The sequence below is a fragment of the Streptomyces sp. BV286 genome (assembly GCF_019090165.1).
Taxonomy (GTDB): domain Bacteria; phylum Actinomycetota; class Actinomycetes; order Streptomycetales; family Streptomycetaceae; genus Streptomyces.
In genome coordinates, this window is sequence record NZ_JAHRIB010000133.1 from 60300 (window position 1) to 85008 (window position 24709).

Annotated in this window: 24 protein-coding genes; 15 read left to right on the forward strand and 9 right to left on the reverse strand. The window is 70.7% G+C overall.

The window, feature by feature from the left end:
• Positions 1–69: 69 nt before the first annotated feature.
• The gene (locus KUF83_RS18740; RefSeq protein WP_217455871.1) at positions 70–570 is read right to left on the reverse strand and encodes a PaaI family thioesterase; all 501 of its coding nucleotides are present in this window, start codon (positions 568–570) and stop codon (positions 70–72) included.
• Positions 571–662: 92 nt separating this feature from the next.
• Between KUF83_RS18740 and KUF83_RS18745 the strand changes: the two genes are divergently transcribed.
• Positions 663–1130: a helix-turn-helix domain-containing protein gene (locus KUF83_RS18745; RefSeq protein WP_217455872.1), complete on the forward strand. Its 468-nt coding sequence runs from the start codon at positions 663–665 to the stop codon at positions 1128–1130.
• Positions 1131–1200: 70 nt separating this feature from the next.
• Here the strand turns inward: KUF83_RS18745 and KUF83_RS18750 are convergent, their stop codons facing one another.
• The 4 genes from KUF83_RS18750 to KUF83_RS18765 all read right to left on the reverse strand — a co-directional run bounded on the left by KUF83_RS18750 (position 1201) and on the right by KUF83_RS18765 (position 5275).
• Entirely contained in the window at positions 1201–2358 is a 1158-nt protein-coding gene (locus KUF83_RS18750) for an acyltransferase (RefSeq protein ID WP_254644052.1), read from the reverse strand.
• A 441-nt stretch (positions 2359–2799) separates the two neighbouring features.
• Positions 2800–3213 carry a peptidase inhibitor family I36 protein gene (locus tag KUF83_RS18755; RefSeq protein WP_217455874.1) on the reverse strand — a complete coding sequence of 138 codons (414 nt, stop codon included), beginning with the start codon at positions 3211–3213 and terminating at the stop codon, positions 2800–2802.
• A 136-nt stretch (positions 3214–3349) separates the two neighbouring features.
• Positions 3350–4252: a hypothetical protein gene (locus KUF83_RS18760; protein WP_217455875.1), complete on the reverse strand. Its 903-nt coding sequence runs from the start codon at positions 4250–4252 to the stop codon at positions 3350–3352.
• Positions 4253–4534: 282 nt separating this feature from the next.
• On the reverse strand, positions 4535–5275 hold the full coding sequence (locus KUF83_RS18765; RefSeq protein ID WP_217455876.1) for a bifunctional 2-polyprenyl-6-hydroxyphenol methylase/3-demethylubiquinol 3-O-methyltransferase UbiG: 741 nt from the start codon (positions 5273–5275) through the stop codon (positions 4535–4537).
• 171 nt (positions 5276–5446) lie between these two features.
• On the opposite strand from KUF83_RS18765, the gene KUF83_RS18770 reads away from it, so the two are divergent.
• The 3 genes from KUF83_RS18770 to KUF83_RS18780 all read left to right on the forward strand — a co-directional run bounded on the left by KUF83_RS18770 (position 5447) and on the right by KUF83_RS18780 (position 7108).
• A complete protein-coding gene (locus KUF83_RS18770) occupies positions 5447–5941 on the forward strand; it encodes a GNAT family N-acetyltransferase (RefSeq protein WP_217455877.1) in 495 nt (164 codons plus the stop codon).
• 157 nt (positions 5942–6098) lie between these two features.
• Positions 6099–6608, forward strand: coding sequence for an SRPBCC family protein (locus KUF83_RS18775; RefSeq protein ID WP_217455878.1), 510 nt, complete (start codon positions 6099–6101; stop codon positions 6606–6608).
• A gap of 74 nt (positions 6609–6682) precedes the next feature.
• Positions 6683–7108 carry a hypothetical protein gene (locus KUF83_RS18780; protein ID WP_217455879.1) on the forward strand — a complete coding sequence of 142 codons (426 nt, stop codon included), beginning with the start codon at positions 6683–6685 and terminating at the stop codon, positions 7106–7108.
• 30 nt (positions 7109–7138) lie between these two features.
• On the opposite strand, the gene KUF83_RS18785 is transcribed toward KUF83_RS18780, so the two are convergent.
• A complete protein-coding gene (locus KUF83_RS18785) occupies positions 7139–7750 on the reverse strand; it encodes a DUF6328 family protein (RefSeq protein WP_217455880.1) in 612 nt (203 codons plus the stop codon).
• A gap of 272 nt (positions 7751–8022) precedes the next feature.
• Between KUF83_RS18785 and KUF83_RS18790 the strand changes: the two genes are divergently transcribed.
• The 8 genes from KUF83_RS18790 to KUF83_RS18825 all read left to right on the forward strand — a co-directional run bounded on the left by KUF83_RS18790 (position 8023) and on the right by KUF83_RS18825 (position 17583).
• Entirely contained in the window at positions 8023–8865 is an 843-nt protein-coding gene (locus tag KUF83_RS18790; protein WP_217455881.1) for a class I SAM-dependent methyltransferase, read from the forward strand.
• 207 nt (positions 8866–9072) lie between these two features.
• A complete protein-coding gene (locus KUF83_RS18795) occupies positions 9073–9612 on the forward strand; it encodes an HAD domain-containing protein (protein ID WP_308403049.1) in 540 nt (179 codons plus the stop codon).
• A gap of 144 nt (positions 9613–9756) precedes the next feature.
• A complete protein-coding gene (locus KUF83_RS18800; protein WP_217455882.1) occupies positions 9757–11265 on the forward strand; it encodes a HEAT repeat domain-containing protein in 1509 nt (502 codons plus the stop codon).
• 236 nt (positions 11266–11501) lie between these two features.
• Entirely contained in the window at positions 11502–12962 is a 1461-nt protein-coding gene (locus KUF83_RS18805) for a hypothetical protein (RefSeq protein ID WP_217455883.1), read from the forward strand.
• 59 nt (positions 12963–13021) lie between these two features.
• The gene (locus tag KUF83_RS18810) at positions 13022–14281 is read left to right on the forward strand and encodes an AAA family ATPase (protein ID WP_217455884.1); all 1260 of its coding nucleotides are present in this window, start codon (positions 13022–13024) and stop codon (positions 14279–14281) included.
• Positions 14278–15537, forward strand: coding sequence for a VWA-like domain-containing protein (locus KUF83_RS18815; RefSeq protein WP_308403050.1), 1260 nt, complete (start codon positions 14278–14280; stop codon positions 15535–15537). The genes KUF83_RS18810 and KUF83_RS18815 overlap by 4 nt, the downstream gene beginning before the upstream one ends.
• 148 nt (positions 15538–15685) lie before the next feature.
• Entirely contained in the window at positions 15686–16237 is a 552-nt protein-coding gene (locus tag KUF83_RS18820) for a SigE family RNA polymerase sigma factor (RefSeq protein WP_217455885.1), read from the forward strand.
• Positions 16234–17583 carry a PQQ-binding-like beta-propeller repeat protein gene (locus tag KUF83_RS18825; protein ID WP_217455886.1) on the forward strand — a complete coding sequence of 450 codons (1350 nt, stop codon included), beginning with the start codon at positions 16234–16236 and terminating at the stop codon, positions 17581–17583. Before KUF83_RS18820 ends, KUF83_RS18825 begins: the two co-directional genes overlap by 4 nt.
• A 91-nt stretch (positions 17584–17674) precedes the next feature.
• On the opposite strand, the gene KUF83_RS18830 is transcribed toward KUF83_RS18825, so the two are convergent.
• From KUF83_RS18830 to KUF83_RS18840, 3 genes are all read right to left on the reverse strand, one after another.
• The gene (locus KUF83_RS18830; protein ID WP_217455887.1) at positions 17675–18685 is read right to left on the reverse strand and encodes a winged helix-turn-helix domain-containing protein; all 1011 of its coding nucleotides are present in this window, start codon (positions 18683–18685) and stop codon (positions 17675–17677) included.
• A 126-nt stretch (positions 18686–18811) separates the two neighbouring features.
• A complete protein-coding gene (locus KUF83_RS18835) occupies positions 18812–19573 on the reverse strand; it encodes a peptidoglycan recognition family protein (RefSeq protein WP_217455888.1) in 762 nt (253 codons plus the stop codon).
• 91 nt (positions 19574–19664) lie between these two features.
• Positions 19665–20030 (reverse strand): peptidoglycan-binding protein, encoded by a 366-nt coding sequence (locus tag KUF83_RS18840; RefSeq protein WP_217455889.1) that lies wholly within the window; start codon positions 20028–20030, stop codon positions 19665–19667.
• 419 nt (positions 20031–20449) lie between these two features.
• On the opposite strand from KUF83_RS18840, the gene KUF83_RS18845 reads away from it, so the two are divergent.
• The 3 genes from KUF83_RS18845 (at position 20450) to KUF83_RS18855 (ending at position 24696) form a co-directional block, all read left to right on the forward strand.
• Complete coding sequence (locus KUF83_RS18845) at positions 20450–20908, forward strand: hypothetical protein (RefSeq protein ID WP_217455890.1); 459 nt, start codon at positions 20450–20452, stop codon at positions 20906–20908.
• Positions 20909–20971: 63 nt separating this feature from the next.
• The gene (gene secD / locus KUF83_RS18850; RefSeq protein ID WP_217455891.1) at positions 20972–23254 is read left to right on the forward strand and encodes a protein translocase subunit SecD; all 2283 of its coding nucleotides are present in this window, start codon (positions 20972–20974) and stop codon (positions 23252–23254) included.
• A 182-nt stretch (positions 23255–23436) separates the two neighbouring features.
• Entirely contained in the window at positions 23437–24696 is a 1260-nt protein-coding gene (locus KUF83_RS18855) for a saccharopine dehydrogenase family protein (RefSeq protein WP_217455892.1), read from the forward strand.
• Positions 24697–24709: the final 13 nt, after the last annotated feature.

The window sequence follows — 24709 nt, forward strand, 5'->3', positions numbered from 1 at the left end:
TCCACCCCGCGACGCGCCCGTACGTATCCGTCGGCCCTGTCCGGCGCCCGCGTGAGCCGTCGGTGCGACCTACGCCTTCGTGGAAGGCACCGGGAAGAGCAGGCAGCTGCTGGTGGCGTGGGCGAGCAGACGGTCCGTCGCGTCGACCAACTGCGCCTGGGCGAGAGCGGTTTGACGGCCCCGGTTGACGACCGTTCCGATGGCGCGGACCCGGCCCGTGTCCACGGTGATCCGCCGCAGGAACTTGACCGTCAGGTCGAGCGAGGTGTACGCCATGCCCTGCGGGAGGGTGGACTGGACGGCGCAGCCCGCCGCCGAGTCCAGCAGAGTGGCGAAGACGCCGCCGTGCACGCTGCCGATCGGGTTGTAGTGCTCCTCCCCCGGCATCAGGGAGAAGACCGCTCTGCCCGGCTCCACCTCGTCCAGGGTGAAGTCGACCGTGGCGCCGATCGGCGGTCCGGGCAGCTTCCCCGCCTGCAGCTCGCGCAGGAAGTCCATGCCTGTCATCCGTCCGGCGGCTTCCGCCAGGAGCGCTGGATCTTCCCATTCATACGTACGTGTCCGCCCCACGGCCGAGCACCTTCCCTCTGACTTTTACAAATGAAGCTAGATGCGCTCGCACCTGACTGTCAATGAAGAAGCCAGAGCTTTACGATGACCGGATGAAGTGGCTTGAGGCGAGCACGGAGAACTGCCCCGTCCAGCGCACACTCGACGTGGTCGGAGAGAAGTGGACGTTGCTGATTTTGCGCGACGCCGTCAACGGAGTCCGCCGCTTCGACGACTTCCACCGGCACATCGGGCTCTCGGAGGCCGTCCTCAGCGACCGCCTGCGGAAGCTGATCGCCGCCGGCATCCTCAAGACCGTCCCTTACCAGGAGCCGGGCGCCCGTTCCCGCAACGAGTACCGCCTGACCCGTAAGGGATGGGATTTGTGGCCCGCGCTGATGGCACTGAGTCAGTGGGGCGAGACGTACGCCCTGGGCCCCGAGGGCCCTGTGCTGGACGTACGCCACACCGACTGCGACGCTCCGGTCCGCGTCGTCGTCGAGTGCTCGGCGGAGCACTCCGCCCTCACTCCCGGGGACGTCACCGCCCGTCTGGGACCTGGAGCTCGCTCTAGGTCGTGATGATCCAGCGGCCCCGGCGGCGGCGCGCTCTCCCGACCGGTGTGCTCGGACGCCGCGGGCAGGGGTGCCCTCACGGCGGTTCAGCCCGGCGAGCCAGCTTCCGGCCCCAGGCACGGCTCGGTGCTTCGACGTATCGGTAGGTCAGCACGCACACCGGCAGCAGCACGGCGAAGAACGCCGCTTCGAGCAGGAGACTGTCGCGCTGCGAGCGGCCGATCGTGCCGTAGGTCACCGCCAGCAGCACCGGGTGCACCAGGTAGACGGAGTAGCTGATCACTCCCAGTCCGATCAGCCAGTGCGGCACCCGCCGACGCCGTGCTGCCAGCCCGACACCGAACGTCAGCACGGCCAGCAGGAACGCCACGATCCAGCCGCGCCTGCTGAAGGGCGCCTCGCCGCTGTGTCCGTACGCACTCCCCACGGCGCAGGCGATCACCACGACGGCGGTGAAGGCTGCCCACCGCCAGGTGCTCTGCCCGTGTTCGGCCCGGTGGACGGCGGTGCCGAGGAACATCACGGCGAGGATCACCAGGCCCTCCCACATGGGGACCGTGCCGTTGCAAGGCACCAGGACAAGCGCCAGCACCCCTCCCAGTACACCCCCGGACACGCGGAGCACCGGTGACCTGGCGCTCGCACAGCAGACGGCTCCCACCATGGCGACGGAAGCCAAGGTGATCAGCAGTCCCGTACCGACCGCGGCGGAGAGGGCGGAGGTCCGCACGGTGAACCCTGCTGCCGCGCTCGCGGCGGCGAGGCCCGCCAGAGCGACGGCGACCGCTGCCGACCGTCGATGCAGGCGGACGGTGAACAGGGCGACGACCAGCAGATAGAAGGCCATCTCGTACGAGAGCGTCCACAGGACGAGGAGGAAGCTGCGCGTTCCCAGGAGTTCCTGAAGCAGGGTGACATGGGCGGCGGCCACCAAGGCAGTGCTCTGCCCGCCGAGATCACGGATCTCCGCAACGCCCAGCGCGTCGAGTGCGAGGACCACGGCGACGACGGCCAGACACAACGGGTAGACGCGGAACACCCGTCCGGCCCAGAACGTCCGGACGCAGCCCCGGCGCTCCAGCGAGGCAGGGATGATGTAGCCGCTCACCAGGAAGAACACCATGATGCCGTAGCGACTGGTGTTGAACTGCGGTGTCAGTTCCCGCCGGAAGTCCGCCATGAAGGCGTACGAGGAGTGGTCGAACACCACGACGAGTGCGGCGATGCCGCGCAACGCGTCCAGCCATCCCCACCTCGACGGACCTGCCGAGGTACCGGGTTCCGGTGGCCGTGGCGGCACGGAAGGCGCTCGCTGCGGCGGAGGCGTTACGCGGGGTGGGGGTTCCATGCCTGGACCGGGTCCTAGGGGTGAGGTGTCGAGTCGGGGAACTCAGGACCTTCCGATCAGGCGGTCCCCTCCGCGGCGGAGTGGGAGGCGGCCTCCATGAGCGGGTCCTGACTCCGGCTCAACGACGCGGCCTCGTCCACGTCCCCAGCACCACCTCAACTGCACCCGTTCGAGCGCGAAAAGGGAGGGAGCGTGATATCACACCGCCATGCCCTCCCGCCCACCGAGCCCCGAGGGCCAGCGCAATCCCGCGCATCCGGTGGAGAAACGACAACGCCCCGCCCCCGTGAGCACGACGGGGGCGGGGCGGGTGTGCGGCGGGGCGGATCAGCAGCCGTCGACCCACCAATTCGCTTCGCCGTCGTCGTTGGCGTCCGGGTCCCAGGTGTTGCCCCAGCCACGGTCGAGGCAGAAATGACGGTCCTCGAACGCCTGGTAGCCGAACACGACCACCGAACTGGGGACGTCCGGTGTGCCGTTGTTGAACCAGGACGAGTCGTTGTTGGCCATGTACGCGTTCCTGGTGTCCACCCAACGCGCGTTCGTGTGGTGGAAGTTGGCGACACCCCAGCCGCCCTGGTCGAAGTTGATGTGCCGGTAGACACACAGCGCCCCGGACTCACAGCCCGCCGGGACGGAGCCGTTGTACCAGGTGGGGTCGGCATGGGCGGGAGCGGAGGAGAGCGCGACCAGGGCGGCGGCCGCCGTGGTCATGGCCAGAGCGAATCTGGATCTACGCATGGCTGTTTCCCTTTCGAGGTGGAGTGAGTTGCAGCAAGGTGAAGTGCGGAGCGGTGCGGTGCGTTGTTGTACGACAGGACAGTGGGCAGCAGGAGGTTCGGGGCATCGGCGGGCAAGGTCGGTCGCAGGGGAGGAACTAGCCGGCTCCACTCGGTTCCTGCGCCAGGTCCAGAGCCCGGGTCACCGCGACCGTGTAGTCCTCGGCCGCACCTCGCTGGGCCCCGCGCGCCGCCGCTCGGACGTGGCGCTCCTCCACCCGTTCGGTGACCGTCGCGAGGCGGGTCGACCGGCTGCACCGGGCGTCCGCGACGGCCGTACGGCGTTCGACGGCCGACACCGTGGCAGCGCCGGTGGCGGGCGCGCGCTTCGAAAGGGCTGTACGGCGCGCTTCCGCGGGAGTACGAGCGCTGTGCCCCCGTTCGGCCATGCACGAGCGCCACTCGCTCAGCGCGGCGGTGTACTCCGGGTCGGAGGAGAAGTCCTCGCGCGTGATGGCACGGAGGTTCGTGACCGTGGCCTTGGCACGGACCCAGCGGGCCTGGTCGCCGTACAGCCGCGTACGGGCGTCGGCCTGGCAGCCGTCGGCGCTCGTGAAGACCCTTCCCAGGGTGGGGACTTCGACGGACACGGCTGAGGGATTGGTGCCGTCGAGCGCGCGGGAGAAGGCCCGCTGCTTCTCTGGCGTGAGCGACGCGATGTACCGGCCGTTCGGGCCGAGGGTCCGCTTCCCCTGGCCGGAAGCGGCGTCACCCGGTGCGGTCCCGTAACCGTTGGCCCGGGCCCAGGCCACGTCGCCCTGGCGGGAGGCGCCGGCGGCACGCGGAGAGGTCGACGACCGCGGCAGCTCCTCGACGACGTAGCGGAAGCCCTGCTCGTCCATGCAGTCGGCAATGAGCCGCTGTTCGGCAAGGTGCAGCAGCGCCTTTTCGCCGCCGGTCAGTTCGGTGCGCAGGTCCGCGTCGGACAGTGCCGGCGCAGCCGGTGACGAACCTGCCGAACAGCCCGCGGCGAACCCGCCGCAGAGCAGTGCGGCCGCCATGGCCCACAGGGACCTTCCGAGGACCCCGGTCGTTCGGCTGCGTGCCGACGGCCCGCCGGCACGCACACCACTTCTCCTGGACACTCGTCCCCCGATCGCCCTGCCCCACTGGTCGATCGAAGTGTGCCGACGATCCGAGGAGCACCGCACGCACTTTCGGCCTCACCCGAATCAACCCCGCCCAGGACCGCACGGATCATGGGCTTGGGAGCGGAAAGGGTCTCCGGAGGCTCTCGACCGGGATCTCAGCCTTCTGCGGCAGCAGCCGGCCGCGGCGGCGGCTCACACCGAATGGGCGACGGGACGTCGTGCGAGGAACACGAACTCCCGGCCGGGACGGTCAGGAGCGTCTCGAACGTCATGGATCGCAAAACCCTGCGCGAGCAGGTCCGCCTCGATCTCCTGCCGCTCGCGGAAGCGCAGCGTCGAATCCGATGTCAGCACCTGCCCGTCCGCGGCGAAGACGTACGTCGAGCGGAACGTCACGAGCGGCAACCTCTCATCGGTCACCTGGAGCCAGCTCTCGACCGAGCCGACGCCCGGGATGTCCGTCACGGCGTATGAGGACTCGCGCTTCCACCCCTCCCAGGCGCGCCTGGCCGGATCCCGGGTCTCGAAGATCAGCAGACCGCCCGGGCGCAGCGCTTCACGGGACCTCTGGAGAGTCTGCTGCCAGCTCGCCGGATCGACGATCTCCTGCGCGACGTTCGCCGTCATCGTCGCCAGGTCGGCCTGGAGCGCCGGGAGCGCTGCCGCCTCACCGCAGATCCAGCGCACCCGCCCGCTGCCCGGCTTGCTCCGGGCCACGTCGAGGGAGGCTTCAGCGGGATCCATTCCGACTACGTCGATGCCTCGATCGGCCAGGAGCAGGGCGAGAACACCCGTCCCGCAGCCGATGTCCAGCACCCGCCGCGCCTCGAACTCCTCCACCATGCGGACGTACGCGTCGAGATCGCTGCGATCGGGGTCGAGCGGGTCGTAGATCGCGGCGAGCCGGGGATGTCCGAAGCACTCGTCAGCCATGCGGGCGAAGGTATGGGGCACCGAGACCGCGGCACTACTCCTTTTCACTGCCGGTCGGCGGTGTCGGGCCTCCACGGACAAGATCGTTCACATGTGGCGGAGGAGGACGCCCCTCGCCCTTCAGCTGTACCCGCTGTACGACGCCGCCATCGGGTACGTAATACTCCCGGCATGGAACGGAGCATTACGAGCGGGAGTGGGTCGATCTCGGTACGGCGAGCCACCGCGCGGGACGCGAAGCGGCTCACCCGGCTCGTGCGCGGCTCACGCGCCTACGAGGGGCAGTACGCGGCCATGGTTGCGGGCTACCGCGTAGGCCCGGACTACATCGAATCCCACCGCGTCTTCGTGGCCACCGACGACGGCGACGGCCACGTTCTCGGGTTCTACGCGCTCATCCTCTCCCCACCCGAGCTCGACCTGATGTTCGTCGCCGACCAGTCACAGAACCGTGGCGTCGGCCGGCTGCTCGTCGCCCATATGCAGACCGAGGCACGCGCCGCCGGACTCGACCGCGTCCGGGTGGTGTCGCATCCCCCGGCCGAGGGCTTCTACCGCAGCGTGGGCGCGGTGCGCGTCGGGACGGCGTACGCGACCCCGCCCGCCGTCGCCTGGGACCGGCCCGAGCTGGAGTTCCTCATTCCCGCCGACGGTTCCGGGCCCTGACTGCGCGCATGGCCCTGGCAGCTGTGTCCGCGTGCCCGGCCGGACCCCCGGCCGGAGCGCGAGCCCATCTGTTTCCGCATCCCCATGCCATCGGCGTACCGATCCGGAGTAGTGTCCCTACTAGTCAGTAGGTTCAGCGCCCAGGGAGAGAGCGCCCATGCCCCGCACGTTCACCGTCGCTCGCAGCATCCTGGTCCAGGCGTCACCGTCATCGGTGTACGACCAGGTCAGCCGACCCGCCCAGATGGGCCGCTGGAGTCCCGAGAACCTCGGCGCGTCCGTCGCCGGCGGCGACGGACCGGCTCACGTCGGCATGGTCTTCGACGGGCACAACAAGCGCGGCCGGTACCGCTGGACGACCCGGTGCACGGTCACAGCGGCGGACCCCTGCCGCCGCTTCGCGTTCCGTGTCCACGCGATCGGGCTCAAGCAGCCGCGTCTGAAGGCTCCGATCGCGACATGGGAGTACGCGTTCGAGGCGCAGGGTGACGCCACGCTGGTGACGGAGACCTGGACCGACGACCGGCGCTCCTGGCCCACGCCCGTGGTCAACGTGTTCGACCGCGCCGTCACCGGTGGCAGGACCTTCGCCGCCTTTCAGACCGCCAACATCGACAGGACCCTCAGCAACCTCAAGAAGGAACTCGAGGCGACGGCACGCCCCTGAAGCGAGCGCCGTCGCGATGCGGGACATCACCGCAGCACCGGTGACTGTCAGTGCCGAATGCTTGTATGCGGGGCATGACATCATCGGTATTCGTCGCTCCGCCGGATCGCATCGAGCGGCCGGACGTCACCGTCATGCAGCGGGCCACTGCCGACGAGCTGACCTCCATTCAGCAACTCTGGCCGTCCTTCGAGCAGTTGGTCGGTTTGCGTGGACGCAAGATGTACGCGCAGGTCGACGAACGCCGGAACACCTACACGGTCTGCACGCCGGTCAAGGAACACGACGCCCCCGATGTCCTGGGCCTGCAGTCGGGTTGCTTGGCAGGAGGCTCGTACCTACGGGGCCGCCTCGTCGGCGACCCTCCTCAGATCTACGAGCGAATCGCTGAGGGGGTCGCCGAGTTGCAGGGGATGATGCCGGCCGATGATGAGCGGCCACTGATCGAGTTCTACCGGCGGCACGACCAGATCGAACTCTGGCTGCCGATCGGGGCGTGACACCGGCTCAGCCGTCTTCGCGAGCCGGCCTCAGGCGGCGGTTCCCCTGCGCGACGAGCGCTGTCGCAGCCAGAGCGGCAGCGCGTACCAGCAGATGCCGAAGTACAGCATCACCCCGGCGACGAGGATCTCGGCGAGTATCCCCGGCAGGACGACGCGCAGGATGAGCAGCAGGGTGGAGCCGATCGTGAGGGCGAGCAGCACCATTCCGAACATCATCAACCGGTGCGCGGTCTCCACCAGTTCCTCCTTCATCCGCTGGCCGGACAGGAAGCGGTGGATCGAGACCGGGGCGATGAGGGACCCGGTGGCCGCCGCGCCCAGGACGACGGTGACCACGTAGATCGTCCGGTCGATGGTTCCCAGGTCCTGGAAGCCGGGCGTGAAGGCCACGCTGAGCAGGAAGCCGAAGAGGATCTGTACGCCGGTCTGCGCGACCCGGGTCTCCTGGAGCAGTTCGTTCCAGCGGCGGTTCACCCGCTCCGCCGGCGTCTCCGATTGCTCGTGGGTGTCCTGTTTCTCGTGGGTGTCCTGCTGGGTCTGGCGAGCGGTGAAGGCTTCTCCGGGTCGTGCGGAACCTTTCGGCCCGGCCTCTCCGTCCTCGGAGGGAACCGCGGGTGCGGAACGGTCCGTCACGGCCATTGTGTCCTCCACAAGTGGGTGTTGTACGTCGGGCACTTCCAGATACCCCGCATGGCCTGGGACAAGCCAAGGTGTGACGAGCCCAGCGAGGTGACGCGGATGTCCATGGCCGAGGTGAGCGTCGTGCGCGACGGGCAGGATCACCGTGCGCCGCGCCCGGGTGATCGAGCCGAAGGAGAACGGCCACCGCTGATCCCGGATCGCCAGCTGCCCGATCACCATCCGAGAGCCCGGGGTGGTGTCAGGGAACCGCAGGGCGTCACCATGTACGCATGACGGACGAGGCAATCGTGAACACGCACCAGGCCGAGGCCTGGAACGGCTACGAGGGCAGGCACTGGGCCGACCATCAGGCGCGCTACGACAACCTGAACGGCGCGGCCAACGAACCCCTTCTGGTCGCAGCCCGCATCCAGGGCCCGGACGCGGTCCTCGACATCGGCTGCGGCAACGGGCACCTCACGCGTCTGGCGGCCCGCCGGGGAGCCAGTGCCCTCGGCGTCGACCTGTCCGCTCCCATGCTGGAGCGGGCCAGGGCGAGCGCCACCGCGGAGGGACTCACCAACGTTTCCTTCGTGCGGGGTGACGCCCAGGTGTACCCGTTCCCGGAGGCGGGCTTCGACGTGGCTGTCAGCCGCTTCGGAGTGATGTTCTTCGCCGATCCGGTGGCCGCGTTCGCCAACATCGGGCGGGCACTGCGGCCGGGCGGGCGGCTCGCCTTCGTCTGCCCGCAGGCCTTCAGCCGGATGGAACAGTCCGTCGTCCTCGACGCCGTCGCCGAGCATGTGACCCTGCCCGACCTGTCCCAGGAGACGCGCACAGGTCCCGCCGCCTTCGCCGACCCCGCACGCACCACGGCAGTGCTGCGCGACGCCGGGTTCGCCGATGCCGACGCCACCGCCATCGAGCGGCCGCAGTTGTGGGGCGAGGACGCCGAGGACGCCGCCTCCTTCCTCTTCGGGTGGGGGCCCATGCGGCACTGGCTGCGGGACGCGGACCCACAGGCCACACAGCGCGCCCGCCGCGCGGCGGTCGACGCCTTCCGCCCCTATCAGTCGGACACCGGCGTCCGGTTGACGGCCCGCCTCTGGCTGGTGACCGCCACCTGGAGTTGAGCCGCGTAGGAAGGCCCGGGCACCTGCCCGGCAAAGGGCTGCCGACTGCCGTTCGGCCAACTTCAGCGACGGGCGCCGGCGGAGGACATACCTGTCTGCCCGAGTGGGGATCAACCACACGGGGGCACACACGGATCCGGTGAGCCACGAGCAGTGGCAGGGCTACGCTCACACCACCGCAGGGCTTGCCGGGAAGGGGGCATCGGCGTGACGAACCGACCGCTGCTCTACCTGGACGTGGACGGGCCGCTCAATCCCTATGCCGCGAAGCCGCACCGGCGACCCGAGGGCTACGTGACCCATCGGATGAAACCGGAGGGCTGGATCGCCCAGCATCCCGGCACGCCACGCGGCCACGTGAAACCGCTCCGGGTGTGGCTCAACCCCGAACACGGCTCCCGTCTGCGGGAGTTGGGCGAGGAGTACGACCTGGTGTGGGCCACCACCTGGGGTGCTGAAGCCAACACGTACATAGGGCCGGTCATCGGTCTTCCGCCGCTTCCGGTCGTGGAGTGGCCCACGACGCACGAGACGCACCCGGACGGCACGTTCTGGAAGACCCGGCACCTCGTCGCACACGCCGACGGCCGGCCGTTCGCCTGGATCGACGACGACCTCGACGACACCGATCGCGCCTTCGTCGCCTCGCACCACGCGGGCCCGGCACTCCTTCACCACGTCGACGCACGAGTGGGGCTGCGCGACACCGACTTCGCCGTCCTCGGCTCGTTCGCCCGCGCGCTGTGATCCTCCGCCGGCTCTGTCAGTGACGGCCACCGGTGGCCGGAAGCCGCCGTGATCTGTCACCGGAGCAGGCCGAAGGGGCGGGGCGGCCCACCACGGCCGTACAACCTCCGTGCGGCTCGGTGGTCTTCCCTACCGGGGTGCGTCATGGGAACGGAACACCAGATTGCCTTCTTCCTCAGGGAGTTGGCAGGGCCGGATGCGCGGCGCCGCTCGGCGGCGGCCAAGGGCCTTGGCCGCATCGGACGGCATGAGCACGCCCGGCAACTCGCCGAGACGGCGGGCGACCCGGTACCCGAAGTACGCGAGGCCGCAGCCATCGGCCTCGGCCGGCTCGGGGTACCGGAAGCGGGTCAGAGGGTGCTCCCCCTCCTGATGGCGGACACGGATCCGTGGGTACGCCGCGCGGCCTCCCTGTCCTCGATCAAGCTGGATCTCCGGGGTGACGAAGTCGTGCAGGCTTATGCGGATCTGCTCCGTGACCCCGACCACCACCTTCGTATCAACGCTCTGGTCGGTCTGGCAGCCATGCGCATCCCCGGTGACGTCCAGGCCCTGGTCAGGCTGCTGGGAGATCAGGACGGCGCCGTGTGGGGGCGGGCCCGGAGCCTGATCCACGACCTGAGGGACGACAAGGCCGTGAAGGCGGAGGTGATCCGGGCGGCCCGGGAGGGCGAAGGCGCCGTCCGGGCGGAGGCACTGACGCTGCTGCCAAGCCGGTGCAACAAACGACTGCTCGACTCGCTGCTCGCGGGGCTGCGTGATCCGTCCCCCGAGGTACGCGTCGCCGTGGCCGACCGGCTGTCCGACGTGAAGAAGCGGCGGGTCCGTGACGCCCTGACCGCCGCCCTGGACGCCGAACGCGACTCCTCGGTGGCACTGAACCTGCTGGGCATCCTGGAACGGCACAGCGATCAGCGGATGGTCGAAGCGGCACTTCGATGGCTTCGCGACCCCGTGGCGGGCCCGGCGGCCGCCGGCGTACTGGGCGAGGCGAACACCGGGGCCGCCGTCGAGCACCTGCGCGGCGTCATCGAGGACACGTCGTTTCCTGGGCCGAACCGTGCCGCCGCCGCGAAAGCCATCGGCGAGTGCGGAAGGTGGGACGCCGTCTGGCTGCTGCTCCCGCTGCTCGACGATCCGGACCCCGACGCCCAGGCAGGCGCCGTCGACGGCCTGGGCTCACGCGTCTACTACGGGCTCCGCCTCTGGGAACGCCGGCCCGTGGCCCGGGCACTGGTCGCTCGCCTGACGAGCCACAGCGACTCCACCTGGCGGACCGCCAACGCCCTCAGCGGGCTCGCGGAGGCCCTGCCGGCCCTGCGGCGCCTGGCCGACACCTCCGACGCCGTAGAGGTGCGGGCCGCTGCCCTCTCCCTGCTCGTCCCGGAGGACCTGGACGGCCCCGGCCGTGGCGCCTACGGCACGGAGGCGGACCTGCACCGCCTGGTGCGGGGCCTCGACGACGACCAGGAGCCCGTCCGCCACAGTGCCGCCCACGGCCTGAAGCAATGGGTCGCGGTCGGCTTGACGCTCCCGCCCGTCGGCGATGCGGTGCGCGACCGGCTCCTGACTCTCGCTCAGGACCCGTCCCCGAGGGTGCGCTCAGCCGCCGCCGAGGCACACCATGCAGTTGCCTACGGCTGGATCCACTGACTGCCCCAGCGCCACGGAGGACAGCCGTACGGAACCCGGCTGGGGCTGCTTGGGCTGCCTGGGGTGTGTGGGCTGCCTGGGCGGCCTGCCGGACCAGGCACGTGCCGTCCCGGTGGCCTGAACAGGCTTCCGCGAAAAACCATCTGACAGGCCGACGGGAGAGAGGTACTGTCGCTCGCGATGACGACTCACTCTGTTGGCAGAATGGGGGTCCCGTCCGCGCAAGGTGAGTGCTGATGCTCACTGACACCGCGTACGAGGATGCCCGCCTTTCCCTCTGGTCGCGCGTGCGAGAGTTCGCCGTGCCGCCCTCCATGATCGACACCGCAACCGCTCGCCGCCGCGCCGGCGACTGGGCAGGGGCGTGCGCCGCCGCGAACGTCGACGTCGATCTCGATCTGCGGTCCCTGGCGCGCACCCATGGCCGGAACCTGGCCGCCCAGGTCCGCGACGATCTCCGTCACCTGGCGCCCGACCTGCTGCGCTGGCACATGCCGAGGATCGCTCCCCACGGTCTGCTGCGCCCGGGGCTCACGATCGCTCTGACGCGCTACGACTCCCTGGAACGCGACGGCCCGGGCACGACGTACCTGGTGGTGCGGACGGTACCCGCCTGGGCGGATGCCGGTCAGCGCGTCAGCCTCGCCCTGTGGGCCGGGTCCCGTGCCGACGCGGGCAGCCGCCGTCATCCGCATCCCCGCCCGAACCGGCGGTTCCGCCTCGATCTGCACCGTCACCTGTGGGACGCCCGCCGGAGCGACGAGCTGCGAGCCCGCTCGGGAGCCGACCGACCACCTGGCGAGGAGCACCTCCTGGTGAACCCGGAGGTGCTGGACCGGGTGCCTCGGGATCGCGGCTGCGCCACAGGCCGGTGGTCTGCCGAGGCGAGGATCCTGCTCGGAGCCGAAGACCGGTCCGCCGGTACCTTCGCCGTGCGGGTGGGATCCCGGCAGCGGCTGCTCCTGGACCTGGCCGCGGACGCGGAGGGGTCCGGGCCACCCGGGTTCACCGTCGAGGTGGCATCCCGCCACGGCATGGCCGCCGACCTGCCGGTCCTGCCCGACGCGGCGACCTGGACGCTGCCCGACCTGGAGCTGATCCGCAGCGGTACGCTCCGGGCCGATCAGCTGCACCCACTGGTCGCCTCGGCGTTGGCACCGGACCGAGCACCGGCCTCCGCACAGCCGGACGGCACTCGGGCCTCCACCCGGGCGCCGAACCAGTCACCGGCGGACCCGCCCCGGACTCCGGGCAGCCCCGGACCACCGCACCTCGTCCTGTGCCGGGGCGCACAGCACCGGATCGGCCTGGTCGACGGCGTCCTGTCCCCGATGGACCACGGCCCCGTCGAGATCCGCCGCGAGGAACTCCTGGCCGAACTCACCGGCACGCCACTCCCCTGTCTCCAGGCCATCGACACCGCACACCGCCGTCCGGACTGCCTCACCGGTGTCCGGGAGCGCCTCCAGCACGGCGACATCACCGGGGCGCTGGCCGTCGTCGAGAATCTCCTGGGCCCCGACGCCCTGTTGCGCGACGGCCCGCTGCGGGACGAACTCGAAGCGGCCGCGCGGCGGCGCGTCACGTACGGGCTCTTCCGTGCGGCCCTCACCCAGCCCGGGCCCGGCGGCATACACCCGGGTCCCTCTCGTCCTCCGGGCCACCGGTCCAACCCACGGCACGCGGCCGCCCGTTGACGCCGAGCGTCGCCCTCTGCCCCCTCCGCTCGCCCTCCACGAACCCCAGGTGAACCAACATGCCGAATCCCAGCGCCCTCGCCACGCCCACAGCGCCCTCCGACCCGACGCACATCTCCCAACTCGACGTCGCCGACGCCCTGTTGGCCCGACTCCGCGACACCGCCACCGAACCGCGCTCCGACATCCAGCTCGAAGCACTCACGCTGGCCGTCGCCGCCGACCTGCCCGTCCTCCTGTGGGGCGAGCCGGGTATCGGCAAGACCGCCGCCCTGACCCAGCTCGCCGCGGCCCTGGACCTTCCCCTGACCACCGTCATCGCCAGCGTGCACGAGCCGTCGGACTTCTCCGGGCTGCCCGTCATCGGCGACGACCCCGCCGAACAGGGCGTCCCCATGGCGCCGCCGGACTGGGCGGTCCGCCTGGTGAGGGCAGGGCGGGGGCTGCTGTTCCTCGACGAACTGTCCACCGCACCACCGGCGGTCCAGGCCGCGCTGCTGCGCCTGGTACTGGAACGGCGGATCGGCGCCCTGCGGTTGCCGCCCGGCGTACGTATCGTGGCGGCCGCCAATCCGCGGTCCTCGGCGGCCGACGGCTGGGAGCTGAGCCCACCCCTGGCCAACCGGTTCGTGCACCTCCAATGGACGCACGACCACGACGTCGTGGTGCGCGGCCTCGGCGGCACCTGGCCGCGGGCCACGCTGCCCCGGCTGGATCCTGAGCGGCTGCCGGAGGCCGTACGCTTCGCCCGCCGTGCCGTGTGTGAGCTTCTCGCCGCCCGACCAGGGCTCGTACACCGGCTGCCCAGCAGTGAGACGCGGCGGGGTGGCCCCTGGCCGTCGCCGCGGAGCTGGGAGATGACCCTGTGCCTGATCGCCTTCGCGACGGCGGCCGGCTCCTCCCGGGAGGTGTTGTCCCTTCTGGTCAGAGGGACCGTGGGGGACGGTCCCGGTCTGGAACTCCTGGCCGGTCTGGACCGCATGGACCTCCCGGACCCCGAACTGCTGCTCGCCGACCCGGCGGCCGCCGCCCTGCCCGAACGCGGAGACCTGCGCCAAGCCGTACTCGACGGTGTCGTGGCCGCCGTCCGCAAGCGTCCGGACAAGGCGCGCTGGGACGCCGCGTGGGCACTCCTGGTACGGGCGCTGGACACCGGAGCCCCGGACCTCGTGGTCGTCCCCGCCACCACGCTCGCCTCGCTGCGGCAGCAGGACTGGGACGTTCCGGCGTCGATCGAGCGTCTCGCCGGAGCGGTGTCGATCTCCCGGCGGGCAGACCGTGCGGCGGCCCGGGCCGCCGCCACGAAGGCCGGCCGGTGATACCGGAACCGACGAGGGCCCTGGACCTCGACAAGCTCTTCGCCGCCCGGCTGCAGGCGGCCCGGGCCCGGCCCTACCTGGCGACGGCGCTCTTCGCCCTGCACACCGTCGAGTCCTCGTCCGTGCCGACGATGGCCGTCGACCGGCACTGGCGGTGCTACGTCTCACCGGCGTTCGTGGACCGCACACCGGTGGAGGAGCTGGCCGGTGTGTGGGTGCACGAGGTGTCACACCTGCTGCGCGACCACCACGGACGCAGTGACAGGGTCGCGAAGGAACGCGGGCTGACCGGAGCCGGGGAACGACTGCGGATGAACATCGCGGCGGACTGCGAGATCAACGACGACGTGTACGGAGACGGGCTGGTCCGCCCCCGGGACGTCGTCGACCCCGGCTCCCTCGGGCTGCCCGAGGGAGCCCTCATGGAGGACTATCTGCGGCAGTTCCGGCTCGGACCGCGCACCCAGGACCACACCTGGCTGGACTGCGGCAGCGGGGCGGACGGTCTGGAGAGGGAGTGGGAGCTGGGGCCGACCGGAGCACACGGCCTCAGTGCGCAGGAACGGGACGCGGTGCGGTTCCGGGTGGCCCAGGGCATCAAGGGCCGTCCGGGGCGCGCCTCCAGGGCCTGGCAGCGATGGGCGGAGGAGGCGTTCCAACCCCCGCAGCCGTGGCGGGAGTTGCTGGGTGCGGCGATCCGTTCGGCGACCTCCGGCTCCGGCGCGGGCCAGGACTACAGCTACGGCCGGCCGTCACGCCGCTCGGCCGGGGTGCCGGGCGTCGTCCTGCCCAGTCTCAGGCGCCGGCCTCCCCGGGTCTCCGTGGTCATCGACACCTCCGGGTCGGTCAGCGACGCCGAGCTGGGCAGTGCGCTGCGAGAGGTCGCCGCGATCTCCCGTGCCGTCGGCGGCCGCCGCGACCTGGTCTCCGTACTGCCGTGCGACGCGGCCGCCCCGGTCGTCCAGCCCCTGTGCCGTGCGGAGGGGATCCTGCTGCTGGGCGGCGGGGGCACGGACCTGCGCACGGGCTTCACCAAGGCACTTCGTACCCGGCCCCGGCCGGATGTCGTCGTGGTCCTGACGGACGGTCAGACACCCTGGCCGAGCAGCCGGCCGTCCTGCCGGACGGTGGTGGGCCTGTTCCCCCGGCCGTACGGCTCCGGCGCGTGGGACGAGAACGATCCCGAGTACGTCCCTGACGCGCCACCGGACTGGGCTCGCGTGGTGGAGATCGGCTCGGTGCCCGCCGTTCGGTGATCCACGAGGGCCCGTCACGGACGTGTCGGCACTCGGGGCACGGCACGAAAGCGGTCGCCGACCTGGTGCGAACACAAGAAGTCCCCCATCGATGGATAGTGGCGGGCCACTCATCGCGTCGTGATGGTTGCCAAGAAGGGGAGGGTCGATGGAGGCCTCGAATCACGACGAGTTCCGGGAGTTCGTAGCAATGCGCTCCACCGCGCTGCTGCAGCTCGCGGTGCTGCTCACCGGTGGGGACCGGCACGCAGCGGAGGATCTGCTGCAGATCGCCCTCATGAAGGTCTACGGGCGCTGGACGCACATCGAGCAGCCCGAGGCGTACGTCCGCCAGGTCATGTACCGCCAGCAGGTCAGCCGCTGGCGGCTGCGCAGGCATCGCGCCGAGACGACGGTGCCCGTACTGCCCGAACCCGGCGGGGGCGACGACGCCGGGGCTGAATCCGAGCTGCGGATCGCACTGTGGGCGGCGCTCGGTCATCTGACGAAGCGGCAGCGGGCCGTGGTCGTCCTGCGCTATTTCGAGGATCTGCCGGAGGCCGAGGTCGCAGCACTGCTGAGATGCCCGGTCGGCACGGTGCGCAGTACGGCGCACCGGTCGCTCGCCAAACTCCGGCTGCTCGTACCGGAGCTCGGACCCGAAGGGCCTGTGGACCAGGTGCAGCCGCTCAGCTACGCGTCGAAGGGGATCCAGGGATGACGACGGAACATGTCGAGGAGAAGGTCCGCCAGACGCTGCGCGCGGTCGCCCTGGACCGGGTGCGGGCACCCGGGGATCTGGCCGAGCAGGTGGTGCGGCGGCGCAGCCGGCGACGCTTCTCCCAGGCCGCGGGGGCGGCGGTGGCCGTGGCCGCGATCACCGTGGGGGCGGTGTTCGGTTTCGGGGGCGGCGGCGCTGCCGAGCAGGACCGGCCGGTGCGCCCGGCGGCGTCACCGAACGGCTGGCAGCCGTGGCAGAGCGACTCCCCGGGCGCGGTCGAGCGGGGCTGCGTCGTGGGGGGTTCCGCGCTCTACTGCAGCGGGTCCAAGTACGACGTCGCGAAGTTCGACGCCGGCACCGGCGAGCGGCTGTGGACGGTCAAGGTCAACCGCGAGGGCGACGGGCCCGACCACGCGTTCGCCGTACGCGACGGCGTCGTCTACGCCTACCGCAATCACACCGCGGAGAACCTGCCGGACGGCGACTACGCGGGCGGTACCGACCTGATGGCGGTGGACGCCGACACCGGCGACGTGCTGTGGAAGGTCGAGATGCCGCAGGACGACCGCACGGACCAGGCCGCCATGCTCATCAACGGTGCCGTGCTGGCCAACACGCCGTCGCTACGCACGATGTCGGCCCTCGATCCGCTGACGGGCGAGAAGAAGTGGAGTCACACCTGGGACAAGGGCACCGTGTGTCAGCGGGGGGTGCTGAGCGGTGTGCCGCATCTGCTGTGCATGCCCGACACCGAGAAGCCGGGCGAGACCGACGTCATCCGTCTCGATCCCACCACCGGAAGCGCCGAGAAGGTCGCGACCGTTGCCGGTGCCCAGCAGCTCGTCGGGACCTCGGGAGACCGGCTGGTCCTGGGCAAGAGGGAGGGGGCGGCCGACAGGGACCTGCGGCTGACCACCATCAGCCGCTCCGGGAAGCAGACCTCGCACTCCTACCGGGTCGACCGGCACGTGGCCGCCTCGGAGGTCGTCGGTGACCGTCTGATCTCCGTCTCCTGGCAGGGCAAGGTCTCGGCCTACTCGCTGACCACGGGAAAGACCCTGTGGACCGGCCCGGTGGGCATCAAGATGCCCGACAAGGACGAGGTGTCGGCCATCGCGTCTCCCGTGGTGTCGGCGGGGCAGGGGATCGTGTACTTCTTCAGCCCGACCGGAGACCTGTCCGGCCTCGATCTGCGCTCGGGTGAGCAGGTCTGGCGTGGCCACGTCGACATGGGCGAAGCAGGCCCCGGTTTCAGGGACGCACCCCAGATCCTGCTCTACGAGGATGTGCTGGTCGCCCAGAACCGCGGCAAGGTCTTCTCTCTTCTGCCGCGGATCGGAGGCTGACCGCAAGGGCCGTCGGCCGGGGCGGACCTGGCCCCGGCCCGCTCCCGTCCTGACCTGAGGCGCGCGGACCCGCACCGCCTGCCGGGTCCGGTCAGTCGTCCGGCACCGTGCTCCGCCGTCCCTGGTCGGGGAGGCGCAGGAGTGCCGCTCCGACCGGGGTGAGGGTGTGCAGGACGGTGTTCGCGTGACGGTGGCTGGCGATGAGTCCCGAGTCGCGCAGCACGGTGGTGTGGTGGCTGGCGTTGGCGGGTGACACCGAGACCGCGCGGGCGATCTCCGCGTTGGTGGCACCGTGCTTCATCGCCAGCAGTACCGCGGCGCGGGTACGCCCGAGCAGTGCCGACAGTGGCGTCTCCGCCGAGCACGGCTGGGGCGCGGGGTCGGCCGGAGTCAGTGGGTACAGCAGCATGGGCGGCAGGTCGGAGTCGGCGAAGGAGACCGGCTTCTGCCAGCAGAAGTACGAGGGGATCAGGCGCAGGCCGCGGCCTCCCAGGTGGAGGTCACGATCGACACCGCCCACGTACTCGACTTCGAGGACGGGTGCCCGCCAGCGCATGACGGGCCCCAGTCCCCCGAGAAGGCCTTCCGCTCCGCCGTGCAGCAGGTCGCGCCCTCGGCGGGCGCACTCGGCGTCGATGCGGGCCTGCATGCGGTCGCCGTAGGGCGCGATGGCGGCGTTGTGGTACCTGCGCAGCGCTGAGACCAGTTCCGCGCGGACGTCCCTGTCCGCGAGGCGGTACATGTCCGCCGGTACCTTCCTCACCTGCGCCAGCAGGCCGATCTCGTGCCGGACCCGGTCGGGTGGGGTGTCGAGGATGGCGTCGAGTCCGCTTCCGAGGCCCTGGTCCGCCTCGGCCGGTGTGAGGAAGTCGGGGAAGTACGTCGCGCGGGGGAACAGTGGAAAGAGCAGTGTGCGTACGACGGCGCCCAGTTGCTGCGAGGCGATGGCGGCGCGGGCGTCGCGGTACCAGGCGGCGTGGGCCCAGCGTCCGAGCGGGGACTGTAAGCGGTGCAGGCTGGCGGCTGTCTCCCATAAGGGATCGGGCCGGGCGGCGAGCCGCGTTCGTGAAAGATCCTCCGCCGTGAAATGGATACGCAGCACGGTCCCCCCATGCGTGATTCCTGTCCGATGCGGCAGAGAATGCCGCGACGCAGTCCTGAAGACAATGACTGGAACGGATCATCCTCCGGCACGCACGACGGGGTCGGCGCGGTGCGCGCGGAGATGTCACCCCTGAATCAGGGCGGCGACCTCTTCGCGAATGGCGGGCATGTCCGCGTAGACGGTCCCGGGGCAGTCGGTGGCCGCCCAGTGGCGGTGACCGCCGATGACAGGTGAGGTGCGGCTGGCTCCGCTGACGGGGTTGCGGTAGAGGACCTTCCCCGTGGGGTCGAGCGTGTGGCGCTGGGCAAGGTCGGCCAGGAGCTGGATGAGGGTGGTACGTGCGGCTGTCGACGGGGGCGTGACCGTCAGAGTGCCGAGGAGGGCGATCCCGACGTTCCCGGAGTTGTACCCCTGGACGTGCGCGCCGGTGACGAGACGTCCCGCGGCGTCGTGTGCGGCCGTACCGTCTGTTCCGGACCAACGCCCTTCGTACACCCGGCCGTTGCTGTCGATGAGGAAGTTGTAGCCGATGTCGCCATAGCCCTTGCCGACGGTGTCGTTGCGGTAGATCGCGCGTACCACCGCGGCCGGGTCCGGATTGGTGCTCCCGTCGGCGGTGTGGTGCACGGTGAGGGTCTGGACGGGGTAGTACTCGGGCGGCCAGATCTCCGTACCGTCGGCGGCGTATCGCAGGCTCTCGTCCGCGCCCCAGTTCCCCCGCGACAGCAGCGTGTACGCGGCGGCCGCGGCGGCAACCGCGGGCGCGTGGGACACGACGCCCAGTGTGGCGGCGGCTCCTACGGCACCCAGGAACACGCGTCGTGAGACGGGGCGGACCGTGCTCGTGCGCTGTGCGTCTGCGGAGTTCGAGTCTGGGGCCGTCATCGCGTGATCCTCCTGTGGGGGCGTCCGGTCCGGGCGAAGCTGCCCGCCCCTCGGACGGGGAGCGGGCAGCCGGTGGGACGAGAGATCGGCGCTACAGGGCGCAGGCGGGCTTGGGGTTGTAGAGGCGGTTCCAGGTGCTCGTTCCCACGATGCCGTCGGCACCGCCCGTGGTGCCGTTGCAGGTCTGCACCCAGTAGATGCCCTGCGCGGTGTTCTGGCCGTAGTCCCCGTCCACGTCGAGCCAGCCGGGGTACGCGCTGTAGGTGTTGATGAGGCACTGCACCTGACGGACCGCGTTGCCCTCGTCATTGGGGCGGACCGTGGGCCGGGCGGTGTCGGAGATGTAGTTGCAGTGGGGCTCGGCGACCGCGGCGCTCGCGGTGGGCGCGCCCACAAGGGTCGCTCCGGCGGCCAGTACGGCGGTGCTGCACAGGAGTGCCAATCGGTGAGTGCGCAAGACGTGTCTCCCGATGCGTGTGGGGTTTGTGACGAAACCAAGGTTGCTCGGGAACACGACGTTCGGTCCACAAGATTCGACTGGGGCGAAAGAAGGCAGGTCAGGCGACCCGCGACGGCCATGGCGCACACCCCGCAAGCCGGACGGGAAGGGCCCGGCCCCAGCGATACCGAAGAAGCCGGGAGGGCATGTGGGTGGATCTGTCGGCCTTGTCGGCATCCGCAGGTCACACACCTTTCCGGCAGGACTCGAATCCGGTGCGTCGTACTGCTCCGCCGGGCGAACCTTGTGCGTCTCCCGTGCGTTGTCTGTTCAAGGGCCGTCGCTCGTGGCGGTCCCGCCCATGAGCGGACCTGATAATTCCGCTCCCCGTCGACAGTGAACCCTTCGAGTACGGACAGGTGAGGAGGAGGCATCGCATGGCACAGCGGACCTGTGCGGCCTCCTCGCGCAACGGCGGGCGATCACCCGTCACCAGCATGGCGCTGGCGGCCCTGTTCGCCCTCCTCGGCGTACTCGGCCTGCAGAACGGCTCGGCGCAGGCTTCCCCGGGCACGCCGACGCCGGTCGCCGCCGCCGTACATCACGGTCCGGCCGGCCCCGGAGGCGTCGCCCCGGCCAGGAGCGCCGCCGCCGACACCCGTAGCAGCACCGACGACGCGTGCACCACGGACTGCGGCCAGCCACCCCGCGTGGGCCGGACCACCCAGGGTGAATGGCATGTCCCGTCGCCCGGCGGGGTGCCCGTACCGCCCGGGCCCGGACTCTGCCTGCCGGAGCCCGGGCCTCAACTGCCGCTCTCCCCCGGCACCCCGGCATCGCCACAGCCCTCCGCGTCCCACAGCGGGCGCGGCCCGCCGACTCCCACAGGCATCTGACGTCACCCAGTCGATCCCCACCGCACCCTCGTCGAGGCTGCGGTATGCCTGTTGGAGGCACTCTTGACGCGCGCCATCCGCGTGCGGGCGTTCTTCGCCCTGGCCGTACTCGCCCTCTCGCTCTTCGTCACCCTGACCGTGCCGGTCCGTCTCGGACTCGATCTGCGGGGCGGCACACAAATCGTGCTGGAAACCCGTGACTCCCCCACCGCCGAGGCCGACTCCGCGGCCACCGACCGAACTCTGGAAGTCCTGCGCCACCGCATCGACGCCCTCGGCGTCGCCGAGCCCACCATCGCCCGTTCCGGAGAGAACCGGATCATCGTCGAGCTCCCCGGTGTCCAGGACCCTCGCGAAGCCGCCGACGTCCTCGGCCGCACGGCCCAACTCGCCTTCCACCCGGTCCTCGGCACCGCCGACACCGGTGAGTCCTCACCGAACTCGCGGTCCGACGGACCGGCCGGCCGCGTCCTGCCCGACGAATCCGGACAGCCCGTGCGCCTCGGCCCCTCGGCGCTCACCGGCGCGGACGTCGACAGCGCCGAAGCACGCATCGAGCAGCAGAGCGGAGTCGGCTGGTACGTCGGTGTCAACTTCAAGGGGGCGGGCAGCGACGCCTGGGCCGAGCTGACCGGCGAGGCGGCATGTCACCCGGCCGGCGACCCGGCCCGCCGCGTCGCCATCGTCCTGGACGACAAGGTCATCTCCTCCCCCCAGGTCACCTCCACCGTCGCCTGCCGTACGGGTATCACCGGAGGATCCACCCAGATCAGCGGCTCCTTCAGCCGGGAGGAAGCCCGCGAACTGGGCCTCCTCATCAACGGCGGCGCACTTCCGGTACCGGTCGAGACCGTCGAACAGCGCACCGTCGGCCCCACCCTGGGCGCCACAGCCATCGAGGCCAGCGCCCGGGCCGCCGTCATCGGTACCGCGCTGACCTCGCTGTTCATCATCGGCGTCTACCGGCTCCTCGGCGCCCTCGCCGCCCTGGCCCTGGCCTGCTACGGAGTCATCTCCTACGCGGCGCTGGCCGCACTCGGAGCCACCCTCACCCTCCCGGGACTCGCGGGATTCGTCCTCGCCATCGGCATGGCCGTCGACGCCAACGTCCTCGTCTTCGAACGTGCCCGCGAGGAATACGCGACCCGTCGGCAAAGGGGCCTGCGCGCCGCGCTCACGGCCGGATTCCGCAACGCCTTCAGCGCCATCGCCGACTCCAACATCACCACTCTCATCGCCGCCGGTCTGCTCTTCTTCCTCGCGTCCGGGCCCGTGCGCGGCTTCGGTGTCACCCTGGGCATCGGTGTCCTGGCATCCATGCTCAGCGCCCTGGTGATCACGCGTGTCCTCGCGGACTACGCGGTCGCCCGACGATCCGTACGAAACCGTCCACGGCTGACCGGCATCGCGGACACCGGAAGGGTCCGTGACTGGCTCGTCCGCCGCAATCCCGACCTGATGCGCCGTCGGCGCGTCTGGCTGGCCGGGTCCGCCGCCGCCCTCGTCCTGGCCACCTCCGGCATCGTGGTCCGAGGGCTGAACTTCGGCGTCGAGTTCACCGGCGGGCGGCTCCTCGAGTACTCCGCCTCCGCGCCGGTCGACGCCGATCGCGCCCGAGACGCTCTGGCCGATGCCGGACTGCCCCGCGCGGTCGTGCAGACCTCCGGGGACGGGGGCCTCACCGTGCGCACCGACCAGCTGTCGAACGCGGAGGCCGCGAAGGTGGACGCGGCGATCGGCGACCTCGCCGGCGATGCCGAGAAGGTCCGCGACGAGCTCATCGGCCCCAGCCTCGGGGACGAACTGCGCAGGGGAGCTCTCATCGCCCTCGCCACGGCCCTCGCGGCCCAGTTGCTCTATCTCGCCGTTCGGTTCCGCTGGGCCTTCGGCACGTCGGCGGTCGCCGCGATGGCTCACGACGCGCTGATCCTCGTCGGCGTCTTCGCCTGGCTCGGCAAGCCGATCGACGGAGTCTTCCTCGCCGCGCTGCTGACAGTGATCGGATACTCGGTCAACGACTCGGTCGTCGTCTTCGACCGCATCAGGGAACTGTCGGCCGACAAGAGGAGGACGGACTTCTCGGGCCTCGCCAACACGGCGATCCTGCAGACGCTCCCCCGTACGGTGAACACCGGAATGGGCGCGGTGTTCATCCTCGCCGCCCTCACTCTGCTGGGCGGCGACTCACTGACCGACTTCGCGCTCGCCCTGCTCATCGGCATCGTCGTCGGCACCTACTCCTCGATGTTCACCGCGGCACCCCTGGCCATCGAACTCCACGCCCGCAGCTCCCCGCCGCCCGGCCCCACGCACGAACCAGCCCCACGCGGAGCAGCCGTGACCTAGAGACACAGCACAACCGGACTCCATCTGCGACCTGGCCCTACGCGGTCGTTCGCGCCCGGTGCGACATCCCGGATCAGTGCCCTCGCACCGGGCGCTCCGACTGCTATCGTCCTGGCCCACCGAACGGGCAGTGGGAGGTGTCTTCCGCTGACGCCGACAGCGGGACGAAGGAGCGCTGCGCCATGCGAGTCCTCTTGGTCGGAGCGGGAGGCGTCGGCACCGCCATCACCAGGATCGCGGCCCGTCGCCCCTTCTTCGAGCACATGGTCGTCGCCGATCACGACCCCGCGCGGGCCGAGTCGGCCGTCACGGCACTCGGGGAGAAGGGATGCCGGTTCTCAGCGGCCCTGCTCGATGCCTCGGACACCGCGGGCGTACGGGCCGCCCTCGCCGAGCATCGCTGCGACGTCCTGCTCAATGCCACCGATCCCCGTTTCGTACTGCCGCTGTTCGACGCCGCACTCACTCATGGCGCCCATTACCTGGACATGGCGATGTCCCTGTCCCGGCCGCACCCGACCCGCCCCTACCAGGAGTGCGGCGTGAAGCTGGGGGACGCGCAGTTCGCCCGGTCCGCCGAGTGGGAGGCGGCGGGCCGGCTCGCGCTCGTGGGCATGGGTGTGGAACCGGGCCTGTCGGACGTCTTCGCCCGCTATGCCGCCGACTTCCTCTTCGACGAGATCGAGGAGATCGGCATCCGTGACGGCGCCAACCTGGTCGTGGACGGATACGACTTCGCCCCGTCGTTCAGCATCTGGACGACCATCGAGGAATGCCTCAACCCGCCGGTGGTCTACGAAGCCGAACGGGGCTGGTTCACCACCCCGCCCTTCAGCGAACCGGAGATCTTCGACTTCCCGGAAGGCATCGGTCCGGTGGAGTGCGTCAACGTCGAACACGAGGAAGTGCTGCTGATTCCACGGTGGTTGAAAGCCCGGCGGGTCACCTTCAAGTACGGGCTCGGCGACGAGTTCATCGGCGTCCTCCAGACCCTGCACAAACTGGGCCTGGACCGCACCGATCCGGTCACCGTGAACGGCAGCACCGGCAAGGTCCCGGTCTCCCCGCGGGACGTGGTCGCCGCCTGTCTGCCTGATCCGGCCGGCCTCGGGGAGCGCATGCACGGCAAGACGTGCGCGGGTACATGGGTCAAGGGAACCAAGGGCGGCCGCCCCCGGGAGGTCTACCTCTACCACGTGGTCGACAACCAGTGGTCGATGCGCGAATACGGCTCCCAGGCCGTGGTCTGGCAGACCGCCATCAACCCCGTGGCCGCTCTCGAACTCATCGCGTCGGGAGCCTGGCACGGACGCGGCGTGCTCGGCCCCGAAGCACTGCCTCCCCGCCCGTTCCTCGACCTGCTGACGGAGTACGGCTCCCCGTGGGGCATGCGCGAGGACACCGTCCCGCCCGGAAACGGCACCGGCCTCCCCGCCCCCTGACTCCCGCCTGCCG

Bases quoted from the DNA above. Each gene is read 5' to 3' on its own strand.
- KUF83_RS18745 (WP_217455872.1), top strand. From the start codon at position 663: ATGAAGTGGCTTGAGGCGAGCACGGAGAACTGCCCCGTCCAGCGCACA.
- KUF83_RS18755 (WP_217455874.1), bottom strand. From the start codon at position 3,213: ATGCGTAGATCCAGATTCGCTCTGGCCATGACCACGGCGGCCGCCGCC.
- KUF83_RS18760 (WP_217455875.1), bottom strand. From the start codon at position 4,252: ATGGCGGCCGCACTGCTCTGCGGCGGGTTCGCCGCGGGCTGTTCGGCA.
- KUF83_RS18765 (WP_217455876.1), bottom strand. From the start codon at position 5,275: ATGGCTGACGAGTGCTTCGGACATCCCCGGCTCGCCGCGATCTACGAC.
- KUF83_RS18770 (WP_217455877.1), top strand. From the start codon at position 5,447: ATGGAACGGAGCATTACGAGCGGGAGTGGGTCGATCTCGGTACGGCGA.
- KUF83_RS18775 (WP_217455878.1), top strand. From the start codon at position 6,099: ATGCCCCGCACGTTCACCGTCGCTCGCAGCATCCTGGTCCAGGCGTCA.
- KUF83_RS18780 (WP_217455879.1), top strand. From the start codon at position 6,683: ATGACATCATCGGTATTCGTCGCTCCGCCGGATCGCATCGAGCGGCCG.
- KUF83_RS18785 (WP_217455880.1), bottom strand. From the start codon at position 7,750: ATGGCCGTGACGGACCGTTCCGCACCCGCGGTTCCCTCCGAGGACGGA.
- KUF83_RS18790 (WP_217455881.1), top strand. From the start codon at position 8,023: ATGACGGACGAGGCAATCGTGAACACGCACCAGGCCGAGGCCTGGAAC.
- KUF83_RS18800 (WP_217455882.1), top strand. From the start codon at position 9,757: ATGGGAACGGAACACCAGATTGCCTTCTTCCTCAGGGAGTTGGCAGGG.
- KUF83_RS18805 (WP_217455883.1), top strand. From the start codon at position 11,502: ATGCTCACTGACACCGCGTACGAGGATGCCCGCCTTTCCCTCTGGTCG.
- KUF83_RS18810 (WP_217455884.1), top strand. From the start codon at position 13,022: ATGCCGAATCCCAGCGCCCTCGCCACGCCCACAGCGCCCTCCGACCCG.
- KUF83_RS18820 (WP_217455885.1), top strand. From the start codon at position 15,686: ATGGAGGCCTCGAATCACGACGAGTTCCGGGAGTTCGTAGCAATGCGC.
- KUF83_RS18825 (WP_217455886.1), top strand. From the start codon at position 16,234: ATGACGACGGAACATGTCGAGGAGAAGGTCCGCCAGACGCTGCGCGCG.
- KUF83_RS18835 (WP_217455888.1), bottom strand. From the start codon at position 19,573: ATGACGGCCCCAGACTCGAACTCCGCAGACGCACAGCGCACGAGCACG.
- KUF83_RS18845 (WP_217455890.1), top strand. From the start codon at position 20,450: ATGGCACAGCGGACCTGTGCGGCCTCCTCGCGCAACGGCGGGCGATCA.
- KUF83_RS18855 (WP_217455892.1), top strand. From the start codon at position 23,437: ATGCGAGTCCTCTTGGTCGGAGCGGGAGGCGTCGGCACCGCCATCACC.